The organism is Amycolatopsis sp. lyj-112 (assembly GCF_046549055.1).
GTDB lineage: Bacteria > Actinomycetota > Actinomycetes > Mycobacteriales > Pseudonocardiaceae > Amycolatopsis.
Map to the genome: position 1 here is coordinate 433380 of NZ_JAJPWS010000005.1, position 19501 is coordinate 452880.

Below are 19501 nucleotides of genomic sequence, written 5' to 3' on the forward strand. Positions count from 1 at the left end.
CACCGTGACGTTGTGCCCTGGTGTGCTGTCTACCCACCAGCTCTAGGCTTCTCGCCCATGAACAACGCTCCTGCCGCTCCTGCTGGCCCCTGGTGGTTCACAGCCGTCGTAGCTGGCATCACTGCTCTAGCAACCCTGCTTGCTGGTGGCCTTAGTACTTTCCTTACCTTGCGATACACCCATAAGAAGCACAAAGCCGAACTTGAACATAAAGATATACAAGAGCGTTACAAGCTTCTCTATGCCGATAGAAGGCAGGCATACCTATCTACCCTTCGTCATCTTCGTAGTATCGTCAGCTCTATAGAGGGCATCGCAAAGATTCAAGATTCTATTGATTCTCAATCGCCTGAAATCTCTGCCAACCATATTAGCCAGATCAGAGGATACTTGCAGAAGCTTGAAGCTAGCAAAGGTGACCTTCACCAGCTAAACAACGAACTTATGCTTGTAGCCCGGATGAGAATAGTTGTGAAGTTCGGGATTACCCTTGTAAGCACCGAACGTATAATAGCAATCCTCATGCAATCATTAACTAGTGCAGCAGCATTTAAAGCTCTAGACCTTGTAAAGATCCACGCTGAAGGTATTAGAAGCAACGCTCAAATAGTTTCAATGATGCAAGAGGATCTAGGTGTTATCACCGATTCCGATCCGAGCTTTGGAAAGCTGTTCAAGCCTGACAAAGAGCTTTCCTAGCCTCCTGGTGGTTCTTCTACCGGTGGTGGGTCTGGTACAGGGTCTGTCTCTACCGCCGCGCGGATGAGATCTATAACCTCTAATACCTTTGCCTTGTCCTCATATCTAAACTCTACTGCCACGTTGTTTGACTGCACTACTAGAGAGAAGTCAATAAGTTGTGGCGATACTCCATAGTTGTCTCGGATGATACGTTTACCGTATCTACTTAATTCTTGTGTCATATGTCTTTACCCCTTAGGTTTTAGTTAGTAGATGAAGAGAGCTATGAACAATAGGACAGATAGAAGAGCTACCATGACATAGGTGAATACTGCTGCCAGTGTGCTATCTATCATCTTTCAAGCTATCCGCCATCTTGCGAAATAGATCTGCTACTGCCTTACGGTCACGCTGATCAAATACAACTTCTAATCTCTGTTCGTTACGTCCTTGCACTCCACAGTGTTCTACTGGACCTAACTCAAGGCCCTGTATCCAACTGAACTCAAATATCTCGGTAGTCTTACTATTATTGAACTTGAAAAACTTCTCTACGCTATCCATGCGTATCCTTTCTGGTCCCACGACCATCTTGTATTTACCCGCCGTCGGGTAGTCCTTGTAACCCCTAGCCGGGGCTGAACGTAACGAGTGCTGACGTAACCGAGTATGCGAAGCATGCGACGTTACGTGTGCGAGTGACGTTCATCTGAGCGAAGCTCAGCTAGTTAATGTAGCCACTCTTCATTGTCTTCTTGTAGGGCAAGCTGAGCCTTTTCTAGTGATACACCGTGCGAAATGAGCACTTCTAAGGCTTTTACCTTTAGCATCTTGTAACGTTGATACCAATCGAGTGCTCTTGCTTGCCAGCTTGCCGATTCGACTTCCAAGGCATCTATCCTCAAGTCTTGTTCTTTGATCTTTGCTGATAAATCTTCTATCGATGTACGTAGCTCATCTCTCAAAGCTTTGTCCATCTCATACTTGGGCTTGCGTCTGTTCAGCCACATATCTATGAGCTTGAACAGTGCACCACCACTTACTAGGCCGATTAGAGCCAGTATTATTGGCTCCATAGCCTTATATCCCCTGTCTTTCGTTTAGTTGCCGTTCCCGGCGAAAAGCATCTTTGCGTTCATTATCTAGGCGCAATGCTTTAGTTGAGACCCGCTAGCAGCAGGTGAAATTAGTTATGACCACAGTTGAAGGAGTCGCTGCTAGCGGGAAATTAAGAGTCCCTAGGTGGAGTCTTGCTCTACACCTAGGGACAGGAGTTGAAGAAATGAGTGAAACCTCTTCACTATATTAGAGTGCTGCATTGCGTCTAACTGGCTCGAAATGCAGCAGCAGCTTTCACACGTTCTTTCTGTCTGGCTCTGAAGTCCTCTCTAAGCTTGACTAGGTAGGCATCTAGCCTTACTGGACTCCATCCGGCTTCTAGCTCCCCTAGCGCCTCCTCAAGGGCTTCTTTGAGCTTGTCTGCCTCGTACTCTGAAACCTTGTTCTTGAACGTCCTAGCTGCCTTCTCCGCTTCTCGTGTTTTACTTTGAAGCTGATAGCACACCTTGCATACGGTGTTGAGTCCATCTTTGCTGCCTTGTGACTTGTAGTACTCGCTCAAGGGTTTGGCCTGCTTGCACTTAGTACATGTCTTCATAGTTCACCTAGTTCCTTGTCTGCTAGTTTCCACGCGATAGCATCATCGGCACTCACAAAGAACAGATCATCTCGAAGGTGATCCCTAAGCTTTGGCACTTTTGCATATCGTTCATAGTGCTTCACGCAGGTTTCAAACCAACGTGTTTGGTGCTGAGCGTTTCGCTCAACCTCTCTTGGCGACTTAACCAAATATCCCCACTGAGTTCCATAGTGGATAAGGTGTTCAGCACTAGAAGCTATGTATCTTTCTCCTGGTGTTCCTGTGACCGCCAACATTGACCCCGCGCTATATGCATGACTTGTCACGATTGTTCGCACTATGATTCCGCGTGACTTGGCTAGCTCAAATCGCTGCACAAGATCCATGCATAGGAACGCGTCTCCACCTGTTGAGCTAACCCATACATCGATCACAGCGTCTCGCTGACTAGCTAGCTCATTGATCTTTTCTGTTAAGGGTACAACTAGGCCGTTACGCATATCATCGTCAAACTCGCCTAGAACATAGAAGGTGCTCCCCTCGTTGAATACCCGTTGTCTTTCGTCTGTCATGATTACCAGTCTTCTCCTACGTTGACAATCTTTTCTTCTCGCTCCGGCATTGGCTCATCCCAGTTGAGCAAGTCTTCTGACTCTTGTTCGACATTGCCTCTCTCCCAGAACAACACCCCTGTTTCTAGGGAACAGGGGTCGGTTACCTCGTTACCCTTCTTTGGTTCTCTCAATTTAAAGAAAAGATTAGAAGCTTTCTTAATAGAAGATAGAGAGAAGACAACCGGCGAAGCCGGGGCGTTCGCTTCGCGGACGCTAGCATTAGTCTTTAACTTATTTGTTTCTTTAGTAGTTCTCTTAGTAGTTTGTTGTCCCTGAGAAACAACCCCCTTGTTTCCCTCGAACACACCCCCTGTTTCAGAGGAACAGACCCTTGTTTCTAGGGAACTAGGGTTAGGCATTGCAAGGTCGTAGAAGTTGGTTCCACCTATTGTCTCTTTGGTGACGTCTCTTATTAAGAAGCCAAGCTCTGATAGCAGAATGAAAGCTTCTGAGACTGTCTTAGTGGACATGTGGAAGGTAGTAGCTAGCTTTGAGTGCGAGCACCTTACTTCTTCCCCGGTATTCCAGTCCGCGAACTTGTCTGCGATGTGGTACGCAATGAACGCCACTGTAGGACTCATCTTTATCTGACGAGTCTTGCCGTTCTTGGTGGTGTAGCTGATCTCTACTTGGTTTGCTAGCGCTGTATCTATCACGCGTAGCCAGTCTAATTTCTTGTACATGTCGTGTCCTTCACATAAAAATAGTCTCCGGGGGACACGACATACCCCGGAGACTAAATCCATTTGTATTGAGCTAGGTTAGGAAGATCCTTCCTTTAGTCGTGTCTTGCGCTCTTACATCTATTGTACCAAGAATCTTTTATTACCGTGCGGCCATAGTAGGCATTTCCACCTATTTCCCCACTATGTTACCTAAACGTTAAGTTACCTTTGGTATAGCCCCTGGTAGATGGCATATTTCTATTTTGACGTTCGCACGATAATAACATATTCATTGTATAATTAGAGTATGCAGCCGAGAGGTTGTAAATACTTTAATACGGAGAACAACAACTAAATGAAGAACAGTGAAACCAACCTACCCGGAGAGATCTGGAAGCAAGTACCAGGATACCAGGATTACGACGTATCCAACATGGGGCGCGTTCGCTCCAATAAATACGGACGTACCAAGATGCTCAAGCTTAATCTAGTAGGACCTAAGCGAGCACAGTATTTGGCAGTAACCATGCTATCCAATGAAGAACGTGCGGTGCCGCGCAAGGTTCATCTAATCGTATTGGAAACCTTTGTAGGCACTCGACCAGATGGTTTGATCTCAAGGCATCTCAACGGCAATCCGCATGACAATCGTCTAGAGAACCTGGCCTATGGAACACACCGCGAGAACTACGATGACGCGGTAAAGCATGGGACTGCATACAAGGCACCTAGATTGAATTGGCAGAAGGTTGCATTCATCCGCGCTCTTCGCAAACAGGGTATGCCTGTCAAAGAGCTTTCATCAATGTTCAATGTCAGTGCATCCCTAATCAGCCGTATCACTACCGGCAAGGTTTGGGTTGAAGCCAAGTGATGACCATCGAACAGACATTTACCGAAGCATGGCTTGAAGCTATCTATCGCAAAGATAACTACTTCTCATTCCGTCAGATAGCGACCAGTCACCAGCTAGACCCGGAAGACCTACGTCAAGAAGTAGCCCAATGGTTCACGTATGAGTCAGGCTCTATCGAAGAGAAGTGCGCTCAAGCTGATGTATCAGAGAACTATCTAGTACGGATCATCAACAACCAAGCAAAGAAGCTTGCCAGCCAGATGCAGGCTCAGCGTTGGGACGAGACAGGCCAGTACACCTACGAAAGAGAGTTTATCCGCAAGCACAAGTATGAGCTTGCCGAAGCTTTCGGACGATACACACTGGCCAGTGAGGCACACGCTGTCTATGTAGATTTTGATAAGGCTTTCTCAAGCCTTACAGCAGCACAGCAAGCCGACTTCCTTACTCCCCCGGCTGACTATCCGGGTGAAACAGGTTCAAAGGAGTACCAGAGGTTCAGTGCCAAGGTAGGCAGGCTAACCACTCGTGTTCATCGCATCATGAACAACGAAGCTTGGAACGACGGGCGAGTGATTGACCATGGATGAGAGCTTTAACGAACTCAAGCAGCACATGGAGAACATGACTAACGCGTTCAGTGGATTAGCAGACGCGATAAGAGCTACAGAAGCCGCTCTAGAGAGCTTCACTAACAACTTAGGAGAAGACCAATGACCAACGCACGAGTATACGTAAGCTTTCCGGTAGAGCTTGCAGACGCTTTCAGGATTACTACCAAGCATCACAACACCAAAACCATAATCGGCCTTGAGACAGATAGTATTGAGGACCTTGAAATTCTAGCCGGCTCTCTGGACACCTTAAAGACAGCAGTTGCAATAAGACTTGAGGAACTTGAAAGGGGTGCAGCATGACCAACGACGAACTACGCGCCTATGTCTTGAAGCACTTCCTTGAGTACTTTGAAATCAACATGGCCGACTACCTAGCTAACGAGACTTGGCAAAACATGTTTGAGACAACTCTCATGTTTACCAAAGGTGAGCTAAAGACAAGGGGTGCCCAATGACACCCGAAGATGCCTACAGTCAAAGCATGGATCTTCTGAGAGAAGCCAAGCGCATTGCCGAGACCTATGGGTTTGATCTGGCAAAGATGACCATCAGTGATCTCAAGCGCTATCAAGCCTTTGAGAAGGCAGCGCAAGAGCTAGTAGATAGCTTGGAGATAGAAGACGATACCGAATGAGCAGGGTTGCGGATTGTAGATGTGCTCATACCTACTATGGTCCGCACCCATGTTCGGGGGAACTGGTCTCTATCCAGCTAGCCCCGGATATCCTGCTTATGGTTTGTAATACTTGCTCGGACGTCATCACCAAGCATGATCTAGGCTTGAGAAGCCATTACCTAGAATATCCATCGATTAACGGGTAGTGATAGTTCTTGTCTGGTAGACCCTGTAGCTATAAGCTATGGGGTCTTCTACTTAAAGAGGGGTTACCATGAAACGTTTTATTATTGCAGTATCGGTAGTGCTGGGTTGTGTTGCTTGTTCGTCTGCTCCCCCGGCTGTTGCTCCTGTAGCTACTAGCTCAACCAGTGCAGCACCTACTACTACAAGCAGTGCAGCAAGCAGCTATGCCTATGAGATCTCCATCAGCGCGGGAAGCAAAGCAAGCATCTCCGCTCAAGACAATGCAGTAGACCTAGGTAACAACACATGGGGTACCAACTCCAAACCTATCGTTGAAGCTACTGGTAGCAATGCTCAATGCCATATCAAGCAGAACGGCACAGTAGTTAACAAGGAAACCAGGTCTTCTACGGATAAGGTCACATGCTATGTACCGTGACTGACTGATCGCTAGCAGTACACAACGACTAGATTTCTTCTTAGTGTTTAAGCCGATAGTAATTATGTTTGCTACTGGCTTTCGCCTTACCCTTGGATGTTCGCAAGAGAAGGGGTCACGATGAAGCGTAAGTTTGTAGTAGCTCTGAGTGCTGGTGTGGTTGCTCTTGCAACTGTCGTTGTCCTGGTCCTGGTGACTTCCGGCGAGAGTGGTACCCCTGCACAGGTAGCGGCTCCTGTGCCTGCCAGCAGTACCCCGAGTGCAAGCAGCTCGAACCCGACCACTCCGGCCGCTGTGAGTACTCCCCCGTCTGTAGCCCCTGAGAACCCTTCTCCGGCCATCAGTGTCCCCAAGACCAGCACGAGCAAGCCCCGTGTTGCCTCGCTCGTTCCTAGGACAGCTCAGCCGGTAGAACACCCGACAGTGCAGCAGCTCGCCAAGCAACCTGTGGTGGAAGCACCCAAGCCGAGTGACAAGCCAGCAACCCCGGTAGAGCCTGAACTAGTCGACAGTGTGACCGTGACCGCTGATACGTCTTACAACACTCTTATTGTTCGGGTTAAGAATAACGGCGAGTCTACAAAGCCTGCTGTTATTTCCATGTCTGCCCCGCTGGTATCCAGCGATGGTAAGTGTGATGGAGGATGCACTACCCGCTCACTACGTCCGGGCGATCAGGTCACTTATGTTTTTAAATGGAATAACCAGGACATGAGCGTGACCGCTACGTTGGGCAAGGCTTCACGTACGGTTCAGGTCTACTCAGAGGTATGGGGACCTAACGAGTAGGTCACGGTGTTTTTCTGGATTTTCAGCAAGTTGAGAACAATTAAATGAAGTGCTCTACTAGAAGAGTCCCTAGCGGGTGTGATCCCCAGTCTTTCCCTGCTAGGGGCTCTTACATGTAGGAGGCACTATGGATGGATTGGAGGACCTACCAGGCGAACAGTGGATTAGTCAGATAATGTCAGCTCTAGCTAGTGAGACGTTTGATGAAGCAACAGCAAAGGATATCCACGTTATCTTGTCGTAGGCATAAAGCAGCCCGGTAGCCGAAACAGCTACCGGGCTTGCTTGTTTTCTAACTACTTCTGCTGCTCTTCCCTAGGGATAAGCATGAAGCTTCCGTACTTCTCCTTGGCATCCTTGTGCAGCTCATCAGCGTTCGGATACCTACCAAGCTCAGTACCTTCACGGTCTTCAAGGATGATTTCCGATTTGTCCTCGGTTACCCGACTGTACAGTAGCTCTGACATACAAGCTCCTTAATTATTGGCGGGGGTATTTCCCCTCACCTTAATACTACATTTGCGACAACCGCGAACCTTTGAGCTAGAACTCAAGCTGATCAGGGTTGAACCTCCGACCACGCTTGCCAGTCGGAAGTACCCCTACTACGGGATAGAGACGTCGGATGGTATCCCGCTTCTTATCCGTACCGGCTTTTAGAAAGCTTTGAGCGTCATCTACCGGCAACGGCATAGTCTTTACCTGCTGCTTGCGAAGCGCCTTGATCTTGTTATCAATCTCGGTAGCGAAGTAGTGGAAATCTTTGAAGCTCATACCTACTTCACTGCGAGTCTCCCTAAGCTCTTCGCGCTCCTTCTCCAGCTTCTCAATCTTAGTTTCGGTGTCATCCTGCTTGGGCTCATCGGAAGGCTTAGGAAGCTTTTTAATGTGCTCATAGGTACGGCGAATCATGTAATCATCTAGGGCCTTCATGTTTCGTACGATCTTCCCGCATCCCCCACGATTGGGGTTACACCAGTAGCTAGGGTTCTTGGCGGAAAGCTTCACGCCACAGACACCACAGACCAGAATCCCTACAAGCAGATGCTTTCGAGCGGTTGTCTCTGAATAGGGTTCATTCTTGTCAAGTATGGCTTTAACGTCCCGGTACTCTTCAGGCTCAATGATCTTTGGCCACTGCCCCTTGGACTCTTCACCCTTGTATGTACGGATAGCAGCGTTAGCAGACCTATTGAGCACCTTGGACAAGTCTTGTGACTTCCATGGCTTGCCTGAGTACTTATAGATCTCTCGCTTGTTCAGGTCTTTGACTATGTTGTACAGCTTTTCACCAGCGGTTACACGTTTGACGCATTCACGGATAACTTCCGCTTCTGCTTCAATGACATTGGCATAGTTCTTGGTATAGCCATATGGCCTATGTCCGGTACCGGGCGGCTTGCCAGTTACAGCTATGTACTCCTGATGTTCTGTGGAGTTCTTTTTAACCTGGTCTGCATAGTCGGTATCAACAGCGGCTTTGATCTTGGTAAGTAGGTCACCCTTGATCTCTCTGCCGCTAGCGTCCCGAACCTCTACCTCATGCTTCTTGACCGCCCGTAGGAACACGTGCAGTTCAAAGTCTTCACGGGATAACCGGGCCTGCTCACGAACCACCAGCCGCTTCAACGTGCCCGCTTCTATGTCTTGCATCATCCGCATGAAGTCCGGCCGGTACAGCCCCTTGGATGCCGAGATCCCCTCATCGATGTACTCGGTAACGATCTTCCACGGGATGGGCTCACGACTAGCGCCATAGTCGGTGCACTTCATCCGCTGTACATCTATCGACTCAACTTCTTTGTCGCCATCCTTGACAACAGACTTGCGGTAGTACGCGCCGCACTCTTCGTACTCTTCGCTCACGACACGTCTCCTGTCTGCTCAGCAGCCTGCACACAGTCGCCCTTGCAGGCGAACACCTGTGACCCCGTGCTTGAGTGGCCAACCGGCACCGACGGGCCGACGAAGTCCCTGCCGCACACGATGCAGGCAGTACCGTCTAGCTGTGCTTCTGTGTAGTCCATCACGTGCCCCAACCATGCTAGGTAGCTTGTCATCCAACATGGACCTGTTCAAGTGGGCCTACAAACTGAGCCCGTTCGTCGCCGCCGAGCTGGTCGGGGACTGCTTCGAGCTGGCCGCGGACATCCGCGAGCTCGACATGCGGGCCAGTCCGTACGACCTGGCGTCCTTCGGCTACTCTCCGGTGCGGATCGAGACGCCGGAAGGCCGGGCCGAGTACGCCCGTGCGCAAGCCGGTTTCGCCCGCCGGGCCGCACCTCTGCGTAAGCACCTGATAGCGCATTGCCAACGGCTGCTGACGGGGTTAAGGAATGCGTCCGCGACACGCGGAAAACAACTGTGAGTCATCGCATTCCCCGTAACATCGTCCCCTGTTAGAGTGATAACGGTTTGATTGCATACGCAGCGCGTGCGCGCATCTTTCGAAAGGACAACGATGGGGCGACACAGTGTGGCCGAAGAGCCGGTGCCGCACCCCCTCGACCCGCCGAAGCGACCCCAGGGCCGCAGTGAGGTGACCGGTTCGCACCGGATCGTCGGGAAGAAGGCACCCCGCCGCAAGTTCGCCACGTGGCCGATCGCCTGCCTCGTCCTGGTGGCGCTGGTCGTGATCGGTGTGTTCGGCTGGAACTGGGCGGACGGGGAGCTCAACACCCGCGCCGAGGCCCAGGCGAAGGCCTGCTCCGCCGGTGACACCCCGATGCGAATCATCGTCACCCCCAGCGCCGAGAGGCCGGTCCGTGCGGCCGCGGAACGGTGGAACAACGCCGCGACCGTGGTCCGCGACCACTGCGTCGTGATCCAGATCGACGCGCTGTCCTCGGCTTCCGTGCTCGACGCACTCGTCGGCAGGACCAACCTCGACGCCATCGGCGGCATGCCCGCGGCTTGGCTGCCCGAGGCGTCCTACTGGGTGACCGAGCTGAGCACCGCCAAGCCCGAACTGGTCGGCTCGCCCGCCGAATCGGTCGCGACCGCACGCTCGGCCGATTACCCGCTCGTGGGGCTCGCGGGCAAGAACATCGACGAGGTCCAGATGCGCGCCTCGCAGACGTTCCGCCAGTACCTGCAGCAGCCCGCCCAGCAGGCCGACTTCGCCGCCGCGGGACTCAAGGCCACCTAAGCTCCTTGGTAAGTACGTGAAGGCCCCCTTCCTTGCGCTAGACGCAGGGAAGGGGGCCTTCACGTACTTCTAGGCTAAACGGTGCGTACTGGGTCGCTGCGCCGTCAGGCTCCGCTGACCGAATTGTCTGAATGTACACGTTAGGTCCGTATTCTCAGGTCCGTGAAGGACTCCTTGAGGGACTCTGAGTCCCTCAAGGAGTCCTTCACGGACCAAACCCACATCCAGACACGGGCTAAACGAGGTCGAAGTTGTCCGGGTCCGGGCCGGTCCGCGTGCCGTCGTCGAACTCGGCCAGCGCGGCCAGGTCGTCGTCGGCGAGTTCGAAGTCGAAGACGTCGAAGTTCTCCCGGATCCGGGACGGCGTCACCGACTTCGGGATGGCCACCGTGCCGAGCTGCAGATGCCATCGCAGCACCAGCTGCGCCGGAGTCTTGCCGTACTTGGCCGCGAGCGCGGTCAGCGTCACGTCCGAGAACAGGGACCCCTGCGCCAGCGGGCTCCACGCCTCGGTGACGATCCCGTGCTCGGCGTTGAACTCCCGCAGCGCCTTCTGCTGGAGCCGGGGATGCAGTTCCACCTGGTTCACCGCGGGCACGATCACGGTTTCGTCGAACAGGCGCCGCAGGTGCGGGATATGGAAGTTCGACACCCCGATGGCACGGATACGGCCGTCCGCGTAGAGCTTTTCCAGCGCACGCCAGGTTTCGACGTACTTTCCGCGGGTCGGCATCGGCCAGTGGATCAAGTACAGGTCGATCCGGTCCAGGCCCAGCTCGGCCAGGCTGGCGTCGAACGCGCGGAGCGCCGCGTCGTAGCCATGACCCGGGTTCGGCAGTTTCGTGGTGATGAACAGTTCGTCGCGAGGCACGCCCGCCGAGCGGATCGCCTCCCCGACGCCGGCTTCGTTCCGGTACGACGCGGCGGTGTCGATACTGCGGTATCCGGCCTCGATCGCGGTACGGACGATCTTCGCCGTGTCGCCCGGCGGCACCTGCCAGACGCCGAAACCGAGCTGCGGGATGGCTACGTCGTTGTTCAGGACGACGGAAGGTGCGGCCATGGAAGAAGAATCCTCACTGGGTGCGGTGGCGGGGCTCCTTGCCCAGCATCATTCCATCCCGCGTGCCGCGTACGCGCGCAAATAGTCCGCTGTCACCGTGTCGGCCGGGAAGAACGACTCGATCACCAGCTCGGCGACGGTGATGTCCAGCGGCGTCCCGAACGTGGAAACCGTGCTGAAGAAGGTCAGCTCCACCCCTTCGTGCCGCAGCCGCAACGGGACGAAGATGTCGCCCGGTCCGGGGACCTCCACCTCGGGGACGGGGTCATCACACGGATAGGTGCGCAGTTCCTCCAGCAGATCCGTCAGGACCGGGTCGGCGGTCTGGGCGACCTGACGCCGCAGCCTGCCGAGAAGATGGGCACGCCACTCCCCCAGGTTGAGCACGTGCGGCGCCATACCCTCCGGATGCAGGGTGAGCCGCAGGACGTTGACCGGCTGCGTCATCAGCGCGGGTGAGACCAGGTCGGTCATGATCGAGACGCTCGCGTTGGCGTCGACGAGGTTCCACCCGCGGTCGACGACGGCGGCCGGGTACGGCTCGTGGCTCGTCAGCAGTTGCCGGACGGCCCCGCGGATCGCGGCCAGTTCCGGGTCGCCGAGCCGGCTCTCGGCGTACGCGGGCGCGTAGCCCGCCGCCAGCAGCAGCTGGTTGCGTTCCCGCAAGGGGACCTCCAGGTGTTCTCCCAGCCGCAGCACCATGTCGCGGCTCGGCCGGGAGCGCCCGGTCTCCACGAAGCTCAGGTGCCGGGTGGAGATGTCCGCCGTGATGGCGAGGTCGAGCTGGCTGATCCGGCGGCGGTCGCGCCATTCCCGCAGGAGTTCGCCGACGGGCCTGCCCGCGCGATTCGCCGTCATCGTGGTCGTCACGATCACGAACTTACGCACCGCGGGCGCCGGGCCGCCATTACCTCCCGCGTAATCGACGGGAGCCACCTTCGGCCGACAGAGTTGCGGCATCGGTTACCGCACAACCCAGTCACACCACGAGAAAGAGGACTCCATGTCGGACATCCAGCGCATCGCCGAGCAGTACATCGCCGTGTGGAACGAGACGGACACGGACCGGCGCCGCGCCCTGATCGGTGAGGTGTTCACCGAGGACGCCGCCTACACCGACCCGCTGGGCGCGGTCACCGGTCACGACGGCGTGGACGGCTTCATCGCCGGTGCGCAGGCCCAGTTCGCCGGGTTAACGTTCAGCCTGCCCGCCGCCCCCGAGGCACACCACGACATCGCGCGTTTCCAGTGGTACCTCGGCGCTCCTGGCGCCGAAGAGCCGCTGGCGATCGGCTTCGACGTCATCACCGTCGAGGACGGCCGGATCAAGCAGGTGCTGGGCTTTCTGGACAAGATGCCCGGCTGACACTCAGGAAGAGAAGGCCTCCGGTGGCGGGCAGGAGCAGACGAGGTTGCGGTCGCCCGCGGCACCGTCGATCCGCCGCACCGGAGGCCAGATCTTCGCGGCGGTGAACCCGGCCGGGAAGACCGCGATCTCCCTGCTGTACGGGCGATCCCAGGCACCGGCGAGACAGCGCGCGGTATGCGGGGCGTTCCGCAGGGGGCTTTCCGCCACCGGCCACTCCCCCGCGGCGACCTTCTCGATCTCGCCGCGGATCGCGATCATCGCGTCGCAGAACCGGTCGAGCTCACCGAGGTCCTCGCTTTCGGTGGGCTCGACCATGAGGGTGCCCGCGACGGGAAAGGACATCGTCGGCGCGTGGAGGCCGTAGTCGGCCAGTCGCTTGGCGACGTCGTCCACCGTGACGCCGGTCCGCTTCGACAGCGCGCGGAGGTCGAGGATGCACTCGTGGGCCACCAGCCCGTCATGCCCGGAGTACAGCACCGGGTAGTGCTCCGAGAGGCGTTTGGCCACGTAGTTGGCGTTCGCGACCGCGGTCAGGGTCGCGCGCCTGAGTCCTTCCGCGCCCATCATCCGGACATAGGCCCAGGAGATCGGCAGGATCGACGCGCTGCCCCACGGCGCGGCGCTGATCGGCCCGACCCCGGTAGCCGGGCCGGCGTCCGGCTGCAACGGATGGTTCGGCAGGTACGGCGCCAGGTGCGCGCGGACGCCGATCGGCCCGATACCGGGACCACCGCCGCCGTGCGGGATGCAGAAGGTCTTGTGCAGATTGAGATGCGAGACGTCCGCACCGAATCTGCCGTACTGCGCCACACCGATCAGCGCGTTCAGGTTCGCCCCGTCGACGTACACCTGGCCACCCGCGTCGTGCACCATCGCGCAGACCTCGCGCACGGTGTCCTCGTAGACCCCGTGCGTGGACGGATAAGTGATCATGATCGCGGCCAGGTCGTCCGCGTGCGCGTCCACAGTGGACTTGAGGTGACCGAGGTCGATGTTGCCCTCGTCGTCACACCGGACGACGACCACCCGCATCCCGGCCATCACGGCGCTCGCCGCGTTCGTGCCGTGCGCGCTCGACGGGATCAGGCAGACGTCCCGCGCCTCGTCGCCGCGCTCACGGTGATACGCCCGGATCGCCAGCAGGCCGGCGAACTCGCCCTGACTGCCGGCGTTCGGCTGCAGCGAAACCGCGTCGTAGCCGGTGATCCCGGCCAGCCAGTGCTCCAGATCCTTCACGATACCGAGCAGGCCGGCCGCGTCCCCGGCGGGAGCGAACGGGTGCAGCCCGGCGAACTCCGGCCAGGTGATCGGCTCCATTTCGGCCGTGGCGTTGAGTTTCATCGTGCAGGAACCGAGCGGGATCATGCTCCGGTCGAGCGCGACGTCCTTATCGGACAGAGACCTGAGGTAGCGCAGTAGCGACGTTTCCGAGCGGTGCGCGTGAAAGACGGGGTGTGTCAGGTACTCGCTGGTGCGACGCAGATCCGGCGGGAACCCGTCGGCGGTATCCGCGTCGAGCGAGTCCACATCGGACACCGCGACGCCGAACGCCTTCCACACCAAGGAAAGATGCTCCCTGGTCGTCGTCTCGTCACAAGCGACGGCGACGTGGTCGGTGTCCACCAGCCTGAGGTTGACGCCGAGTTCCCGCGCGGTCCCGATCACACCCGCGGCACGGCCGGGGACGGACACCGTCACGGTGTCGAAGAACTCGCAGTGCACGACGTCCACGCCGCTCTCGGCGAGCCCGGCCGCGAGCACGGTGGCCATCCGGTGAGCGCGGTTCGCGATGGCGCGCAAGCCTTCCGGCCCGTGATACACCGCGTACATCGACGCGATCACCGCCAGGAGCACCTGCGCGGTGCAGATGTTGCTGGTCGCCTTCTCCCGGCGGATGTGCTGCTCGCGGGTCTGCAGCGCGAGGCGGTACGCGGGCGCGCCGTCGGCGTCCTTCGACACCCCGACGAGCCGGCCCGGCAACTGCCGTTCGAGCCCTTGCCGGACGGCGAGGTACGCCGCGTGCGGTCCGCCGAAGCCCATCGGGACCCCGAACCGTTGCGTCGAGCCGACCGCGACGTCGGCACCGAGCTCACCCGGCGAGCGCAGCAGGGTCAGGGCCAGCGGATCGGCGGCCATCACCACGGCCGCGCCCAGCGCCTTGGCCTCGGCGATGGTGTGGTCCCATTCCCGCACCGCGCCCGAGGCGCCCGGGTACGACAGCAGCACTCCGAAGAAGTCGCCGCCGAGGCCGAGCCCGGTGATGCCTTGGGACAGATCGGCGGTCACCAGCTCGATCCCGAGCGGTTCGGCGCGCGTGCGCAAGACCTCGATCGTCTGCGGAAGGGTGTCTTCGTCGACCACGAACCGGTGGGATTTCGACTTGCCCGCGCGGCGGACCAGCGTCATCGCCTCGGCGGCGGCGGTCGCTTCGTCCAGCATCGACGCGTTCGCGATCGCCAGGCCGGTCAGATCGGCGACCATGGTCTGGAAGTTGAGGAGGGCTTCGAGGCGGCCTTGCGAGATCTCCGGCTGATACGGCGTGTACGCGGTGTACCAGGCCGGGCTCTCCAGCACGTTCCGGCGGATCACCGGCGGGGTCACGGTGTCGTGGTAGCCGAGGCCGATCATCTGGACCATCGGCCGGTTCCTCGCGGCCAGCGCGCGGAGTTCGGCCAGCGCCCCGGTTTCGGTGGCGGGTGGCGGCAGGTCCGGCGGCGTCGCGGATTCCCGCAGCGACGCGGGAACGGCACGCTCGGCGAGTTCATCGAGGGAGGCGACGCCGATGACGTCCAGGATGCGGGAAAGCTCCTCCGCGCCGGGACCGATGTGCCGGTCCGCGAACGAGGTTCCGGCTTCGAGAGCGGCGAGTGACACGGGCTCCAACGGGGACCTCCCAAGACGCGGGGGTGGGCCGGGACGGATTGTCCTGGCCCTCCCCACTCTGTCCGTACCCCCGTGGGGGCGCCTGAGAGTTTCACCCGTGAGTTGAGCCGGGCTTGCACCGTCGGCGGGGCCGCCAGGTGGTGACCTGCCGGCTCACTTTCCAGAGGCGTCTCATCCGCGCGGTCCAGGGTGCCTGAGAGGTTCCGGGGAGGACTTGCTCCTTCGGCGCCGAGCTCGGCTGTTAGTGGCTCGGTCTCTCCCGCGCGGATTCGTCGACTGCGGAAGTGAGCCTACCCTGCCGCTCGCGCGGCTTCATGATCAGCCGGTGCGACGGGCGTTACGACGCTGCGTGAGCTCGTCCGGAGTCGCTGTCTCGACCACGCCGCCGTCGGCCCGCTCGGCCTGGAATTCGTGGATGGTGCCGCTGATCTCCTGCATCGCCCCGCTGACGGCGATCCCGAAAACGCCCTGCCCGCCCTGGAGTAAATCGACGATTTCCTCGGGCGAGGTGCATTCGTAGACCGTGGTGCCGTCGGAGAACAGGGTCACCCTGGCGAGGTCGCGGACGCCGCGCAGGCGCAGGTGATCGACGGCGACGCGGATGTTCTGCAGCGAGACACCGGTGTCCAGCAGCCGCTTGACGACCTTCAGGACCAGGATGTCCTTGAACGAGTACAGCCGCTGCGAACCGGAACCGTGCGCCGTGCGGATACTCGGCGCGACCAGCTTCGTGCGGGCCCAGTAGTCGAGCTGCCGGTAGGTGATCCCGGCGATCTGACAGGCGGCGGGGCCGCGGTAGCCGACGAGTTCGTCCGGGAGGGAGGAGTCGGGGAACAGTTCACCCTGCTCGCCGTCAGTGGTGAACTGAACAGGCGGCTTCTGAGGGCTACCAGCCTCGACCACGCATGCCTCCCCTCGCCCGACCTGGCGGCCGGCGAACAAAGCCGGACCTTCCCACGGGGGAACGCACCGGAGTCAACCGCAACGAACGCCCCAGACATCCGAACCACGCGGACTCCGAATGACACCGTGGCGATTTACCTCCATTGACGGTAAGCGCGTCCGGCAAACCGGTCAACGCGACGCGCGGTCGACCTCAAGCTCATCTTGAGACTTGTTGGTGACAGTCCCCCGAACGGCAGCACGCTTGCCACTTTTACTCAGCCGTGTTACTTTTTACTCATGCAAGTAAATCCCTCGACCCAGAGCGCCCTGCAAGAGGTGCAGGCCGAACTCGGACTGTCGGTCACCGAAGCCGCCCGGCGGGCCCAGATCGTCGGCGCCACGATCGCGACGATCTCCGATGTCGGCTACCACAAGACGTCGTTCGCGAAGATCAAGGAGCGGGCCGGGCTGTCCAGCACCCGGATCATCTCGTACCACTTCACCAACAAGGCCGGCCTGATGCAGGCCGTGGTCACCACCGCGACCGGGATGAAGGACAAGTTCCTCGAAGAACGCATCCAGGGCACGAGCGACCGCGCCGGGCTGCTGCGCGGCTACGTCGAATCGGAGATCGCGTTCCTCGGCGCGTACCCGGAACTGGTGCGGGTCATGGTCGAGATGGCGTCGAGCGGCTCCGACACCGAGGGCTGGTTCATGTCGGCCCTGATCGTCGAAGAGTTCCGCACCGGACGGCTCGAACGTCAGCTGAGCCAAGGTCAGCAGGAAAGCGCTTTCGGCGACTTCGCGCCGGACGTGATGGCGCTGTCGATCGCGCAGGCCATCGACGGTGTCGCCGCGAAGTTCGCGGCCGACCGGAAGCTGGACCTGGAACGCTACGGGCGGGAACTGGCCGACCTGTTCATCAAGGCCACCGCACCCTGAACACCCCTGAGCTCCGCACGTACGAAGAAGGGGCAGCGCCACCGGCGCTGCCCCTTCTCGTCGAAATCTCGCGGCGTGCTCAGGTGTCCGCGCCGCGGAAGTCTTCAGGGGATACGGAATCGAGGAATTCGCGGAACTTCTCGACCTCGTCTTCCTGCTCGTCGGGAATGATGAGACCCGCTTCTTCCAGTACCGCGTCCACGGCATGGATCGGGACCCCCACCCGCAGTGCCAGCGCCACCGAATCGCTCGGCCGCGCGGAAACCCGGATGTCCCCGTCGAAGACCAGTTCCGCGAAGAACGTGCCTTCCTTGAGGTCCGTGATGACGACCTGCTCCAACTCGCGGCCCAGTGCTCCGATGACCTCCTTGAGCAGGTCATGGGTAAGCGGGCGGGCCGGGCGGACTCCCTGCTGCTCCAAGGCGATGGCGGTGGCCTCGACCGAGCCGATCCAGATCGGCAGGTACCGCTCGCCTTCGGTTTCCCGCAGCAACAAGATCGGCTGATTGGCAGGTAGCTCCACCCGCACGCCGACGACGCGCATTTCGCTCATCGGGCTTCGCCTCCCTCTCGTGCGCACGGGCTGCAGCGCTTGTCTCGACGACCAAGCGACGGCAAGTCCGACGCTACCCGTCTTCCGAGCGCTGTGCTCGCTGTCTCCGACATTCTCGGTTCGCTCGCGGCAAACCCGACTCTCACGGTACGGCATAGGGTGCCGAACATTCAGTCATTGACAAGTGGCCTCGGAGCGGTTCCCGGACCTCGGAACTCGTTCAACCGCCGGCGACGGCCCGTATTCCGGCCTTCACCAGGAGCGTATGTAACGCTACGGACAGTGCCGCGAGCTCACGGACGACCTCATCGGCCCTCGCCTTGGCATCCTCGTCACGGTGCCGATACACCGGGGTCACGATCTGCTCCAGCAGGCCGACCTCGCGGTCGGCCGCGGCGCGGAAGGCACGCAGATGTCTCGGCTCGATACCGAATTCGGTCATCGCCTTCACGGTCTTCGCCACGAGGACCGCGTCCGGGTCGAAAAAACCCGCCGCGCCAGGGCGGACGAGACCGTATTGCCGCAGCTCAGCCAGGGTCGCGGCGTCGATGCCCGCCTGGCGGAGAAGATCTTCTTCGGTCAGCCGGATCTCGTAGTCCGTCTCGAAGTCCCCGGGGGCCGGTAGGCCACCGTTCTCCCCCGGGGCTTCGATCGGAACGAGTTTCCGCGGTGGCCGGGGTGCCGCCGCCGAGGGCGCGGCGCCCTGATCCGCCGCGTCGAGCTGTTCCTTGATGACCTTCAGCGGAAGGTAGTGATCCCGCTGGGCGGACAGGACGAACCGCAACCGCTCCACGTCCGCCGGAGCGAACTGCCGGTACCCCGAAGGCGTCCGGCCCGGCTGGACCAGACCTTCCGCCTCGAGGAACCGGATCTTGGAGATGGTGACATCGGGGAAGTCGCCGCGCAGTTGTGCCAGCACGGCCCCGATGCTCAACCCATCGCGCTGCGACGCATCCCGATCAGGCCGCCCGGCCGCTGTCACTGTGCCCCCTGGCCCCCGTGACCCGGGCCGGTCAGGAAGACCAGTCGGAACTTGCCGATCTGTACCTCGTCGCCACCGGCGAGGACGGCCTGGTCGACCGGCTCACGGTTGACGTAAGTGCCGTTGAGGCTGCCGACGTCGATGACGACGAACTCGCCGCCTTCACGCCGGAACTCGGCGTGACGCCGGGAAACCGTGACGTCGTCGAGGAAGATGTCGCTGTCCGGGTGCCGTCCGGCACTGGTGGTGTCGCGGTCCAGAAGGAAGCGCGAACCCGCGTTCGGGCCGCGCTTGACGACCAGCAGCGCGGAACCGGCGGGAAGCGCGTCCACACCCTGGACGGGGGCCTCGGCAGCCGGAGGAGCCTCAGTGCCTTCGACGTCGGCCAGGAAGTCGGCCCGGAAGACAGAGGTCCGCTCCGGAGACTGCTCCGGGGGAACGCCGGGCCCGTCGTTCGTGCTCACCTGAGCTCTCCTAACGCATGTGTGTTGCCACTACTCAAGAACTGTGGACGCCAAACGTACCGTGCCTGATCGAATCTCCGGCCCGCGGCTCCCCCTACTCGGATCGGAGG

22 protein-coding genes, 1 pseudogene and 1 riboswitch are annotated in these 19501 nt (G+C 58.8%); of the genes and pseudogenes, 10 read left to right on the forward strand and 13 right to left on the reverse strand.

The features are described 5' to 3' along the window. The first annotated feature begins 57 nt into the window (after positions 1-57). Complete coding sequence (locus ACLJRL_RS20615) at positions 58-699, forward strand: hypothetical protein (protein WP_410657848.1); 642 nt, start codon at positions 58-60, stop codon at positions 697-699. Between the two features lie 710 nt (positions 700-1409). Here ACLJRL_RS20615 and ACLJRL_RS20620 read toward each other — a convergent pair. From ACLJRL_RS20620 to ACLJRL_RS20635, 4 genes are all read right to left on the reverse strand, one after another. Further along, positions 1410-1691: a hypothetical protein gene (locus ACLJRL_RS20620; protein ID WP_410657849.1), complete on the reverse strand. Its 282-nt coding sequence runs from the start codon at positions 1689-1691 to the stop codon at positions 1410-1412. A 314-nt stretch (positions 1692-2005) separates the two neighbouring features. Continuing rightward, positions 2006-2302 (reverse strand): hypothetical protein, encoded by a 297-nt coding sequence (locus ACLJRL_RS20625; RefSeq protein WP_410657850.1) that lies wholly within the window; start codon positions 2300-2302, stop codon positions 2006-2008. 32 nt (positions 2303-2334) lie between these two features. Beyond that, positions 2335-2892, reverse strand: coding sequence for an ATP-dependent Clp protease proteolytic subunit (locus ACLJRL_RS20630; protein WP_410657851.1), 558 nt, complete (start codon positions 2890-2892; stop codon positions 2335-2337). Positions 2893-2894: 2 nt separating this feature from the next. Further along, entirely contained in the window at positions 2895-3617 is a 723-nt protein-coding gene (locus ACLJRL_RS20635) for a hypothetical protein (protein WP_410657852.1), read from the reverse strand. A gap of 337 nt (positions 3618-3954) precedes the next feature. Here ACLJRL_RS20635 and ACLJRL_RS20640 point away from each other — a divergent pair, with 337 nt between their 5' ends. From ACLJRL_RS20640 to ACLJRL_RS20660, 5 genes are all read left to right on the forward strand, one after another. After that, on the forward strand, positions 3955-4473 hold the full coding sequence (locus ACLJRL_RS20640; RefSeq protein WP_410657853.1) for an HNH endonuclease: 519 nt from the start codon (positions 3955-3957) through the stop codon (positions 4471-4473). Further along, positions 4473-5045, forward strand: a complete 573-nt coding sequence (locus tag ACLJRL_RS20645; protein WP_410657854.1) for a hypothetical protein — start codon at positions 4473-4475, stop codon at positions 5043-5045. Before ACLJRL_RS20640 ends, ACLJRL_RS20645 begins: the two co-directional genes overlap by 1 nt. A 123-nt stretch (positions 5046-5168) precedes the next feature. Then, positions 5169-5372, forward strand: a complete 204-nt coding sequence (locus tag ACLJRL_RS20650; RefSeq protein WP_410657855.1) for a hypothetical protein — start codon at positions 5169-5171, stop codon at positions 5370-5372. Then, positions 5369-5527, forward strand: a complete 159-nt coding sequence (locus ACLJRL_RS20655) for a hypothetical protein (protein ID WP_410657856.1) — start codon at positions 5369-5371, stop codon at positions 5525-5527. The genes ACLJRL_RS20650 and ACLJRL_RS20655 overlap by 4 nt, the downstream gene beginning before the upstream one ends. 26 nt (positions 5528-5553) lie before the next feature. Next, on the forward strand, positions 5554-5706 hold the full coding sequence (locus ACLJRL_RS20660) for a hypothetical protein (protein WP_410657857.1): 153 nt from the start codon (positions 5554-5556) through the stop codon (positions 5704-5706). 1692 nt (positions 5707-7398) lie between these two features. On the opposite strand, the gene ACLJRL_RS20665 is transcribed toward ACLJRL_RS20660, so the two are convergent. Together ACLJRL_RS20665 and ACLJRL_RS20670 are read right to left on the reverse strand one after the other, a co-directional pair. After that, positions 7399-7569: a hypothetical protein gene (locus tag ACLJRL_RS20665; RefSeq protein WP_410657858.1), complete on the reverse strand. Its 171-nt coding sequence runs from the start codon at positions 7567-7569 to the stop codon at positions 7399-7401. A gap of 76 nt (positions 7570-7645) precedes the next feature. Continuing rightward, positions 7646-8968 (reverse strand): recombinase family protein, encoded by a 1323-nt coding sequence (locus ACLJRL_RS20670; protein ID WP_410657859.1) that lies wholly within the window; start codon positions 8966-8968, stop codon positions 7646-7648. A gap of 181 nt (positions 8969-9149) precedes the next feature. Here ACLJRL_RS20670 and ACLJRL_RS20675 point away from each other — a divergent pair. Both ACLJRL_RS20675 and ACLJRL_RS20680 read left to right on the forward strand, forming a co-directional pair. Further along, a pseudogene (locus ACLJRL_RS20675) lies at positions 9150-9470 on the forward strand (3-methyladenine DNA glycosylase); the annotation flags it as partial. Positions 9471-9578: 108 nt separating this feature from the next. After that, positions 9579-10250, forward strand: a complete 672-nt coding sequence (locus tag ACLJRL_RS20680) for a hypothetical protein (RefSeq protein ID WP_410657945.1) — start codon at positions 9579-9581, stop codon at positions 10248-10250. A 235-nt stretch (positions 10251-10485) separates the two neighbouring features. Here the strand turns inward: ACLJRL_RS20680 and ACLJRL_RS20685 are convergent, their stop codons facing one another. Next, on the reverse strand, positions 10486-11313 hold the full coding sequence (locus tag ACLJRL_RS20685; RefSeq protein WP_410657860.1) for an aldo/keto reductase: 828 nt from the start codon (positions 11311-11313) through the stop codon (positions 10486-10488). Positions 11314-11361: 48 nt separating this feature from the next. Beyond that, positions 11362-12171: a helix-turn-helix domain-containing protein gene (locus tag ACLJRL_RS20690; protein ID WP_410657946.1), complete on the reverse strand. Its 810-nt coding sequence runs from the start codon at positions 12169-12171 to the stop codon at positions 11362-11364. A 145-nt stretch (positions 12172-12316) separates the two neighbouring features. On the opposite strand from ACLJRL_RS20690, the gene ACLJRL_RS20695 reads away from it, so the two are divergent. Continuing rightward, complete coding sequence (locus tag ACLJRL_RS20695; protein ID WP_410657861.1) at positions 12317-12679, forward strand: nuclear transport factor 2 family protein; 363 nt, start codon at positions 12317-12319, stop codon at positions 12677-12679. A gap of 3 nt (positions 12680-12682) precedes the next feature. Here the strand turns inward: ACLJRL_RS20695 and gcvP are convergent, their stop codons facing one another. Both gcvP and ACLJRL_RS20705 read right to left on the reverse strand, forming a co-directional pair. After that, positions 12683-15565 (reverse strand): aminomethyl-transferring glycine dehydrogenase, encoded by a 2883-nt coding sequence (gene gcvP, locus ACLJRL_RS20700; protein ID WP_410657862.1) that lies wholly within the window; start codon positions 15563-15565, stop codon positions 12683-12685. A gap of 170 nt (positions 15566-15735) precedes the next feature. Beyond that, positions 15736-15837, reverse strand: a riboswitch (glycine riboswitch). Positions 15838-15883: 46 nt separating this feature from the next. Then, a complete protein-coding gene (locus ACLJRL_RS20705) occupies positions 15884-16468 on the reverse strand; it encodes a MerR family transcriptional regulator (RefSeq protein WP_410657863.1) in 585 nt (194 codons plus the stop codon). Positions 16469-16747: 279 nt separating this feature from the next. Here ACLJRL_RS20705 and ACLJRL_RS20710 point away from each other — a divergent pair, with 279 nt between their 5' ends. Next, positions 16748-17392 (forward strand): TetR/AcrR family transcriptional regulator, encoded by a 645-nt coding sequence (locus ACLJRL_RS20710; protein WP_410657864.1) that lies wholly within the window; start codon positions 16748-16750, stop codon positions 17390-17392. Between the two features lie 79 nt (positions 17393-17471). Here ACLJRL_RS20710 and ACLJRL_RS20715 read toward each other — a convergent pair whose 3' ends face one another. The 3 genes from ACLJRL_RS20715 to garA form a co-directional block, all read right to left on the reverse strand. Further along, the gene (locus tag ACLJRL_RS20715) at positions 17472-17945 is read right to left on the reverse strand and encodes a bifunctional nuclease family protein (protein ID WP_005150031.1); all 474 of its coding nucleotides are present in this window, start codon (positions 17943-17945) and stop codon (positions 17472-17474) included. A 220-nt stretch (positions 17946-18165) separates the two neighbouring features. After that, the gene (locus tag ACLJRL_RS20720) at positions 18166-18927 is read right to left on the reverse strand and encodes a MerR family transcriptional regulator (RefSeq protein ID WP_410657865.1); all 762 of its coding nucleotides are present in this window, start codon (positions 18925-18927) and stop codon (positions 18166-18168) included. Next, positions 18924-19391: a glycogen accumulation regulator GarA gene (gene garA / locus ACLJRL_RS20725; RefSeq protein ID WP_037305121.1), complete on the reverse strand. Its 468-nt coding sequence runs from the start codon at positions 19389-19391 to the stop codon at positions 18924-18926. Before garA ends, ACLJRL_RS20720 begins: the two co-directional genes overlap by 4 nt. Positions 19392-19501 lie beyond the last annotated feature (110 nt).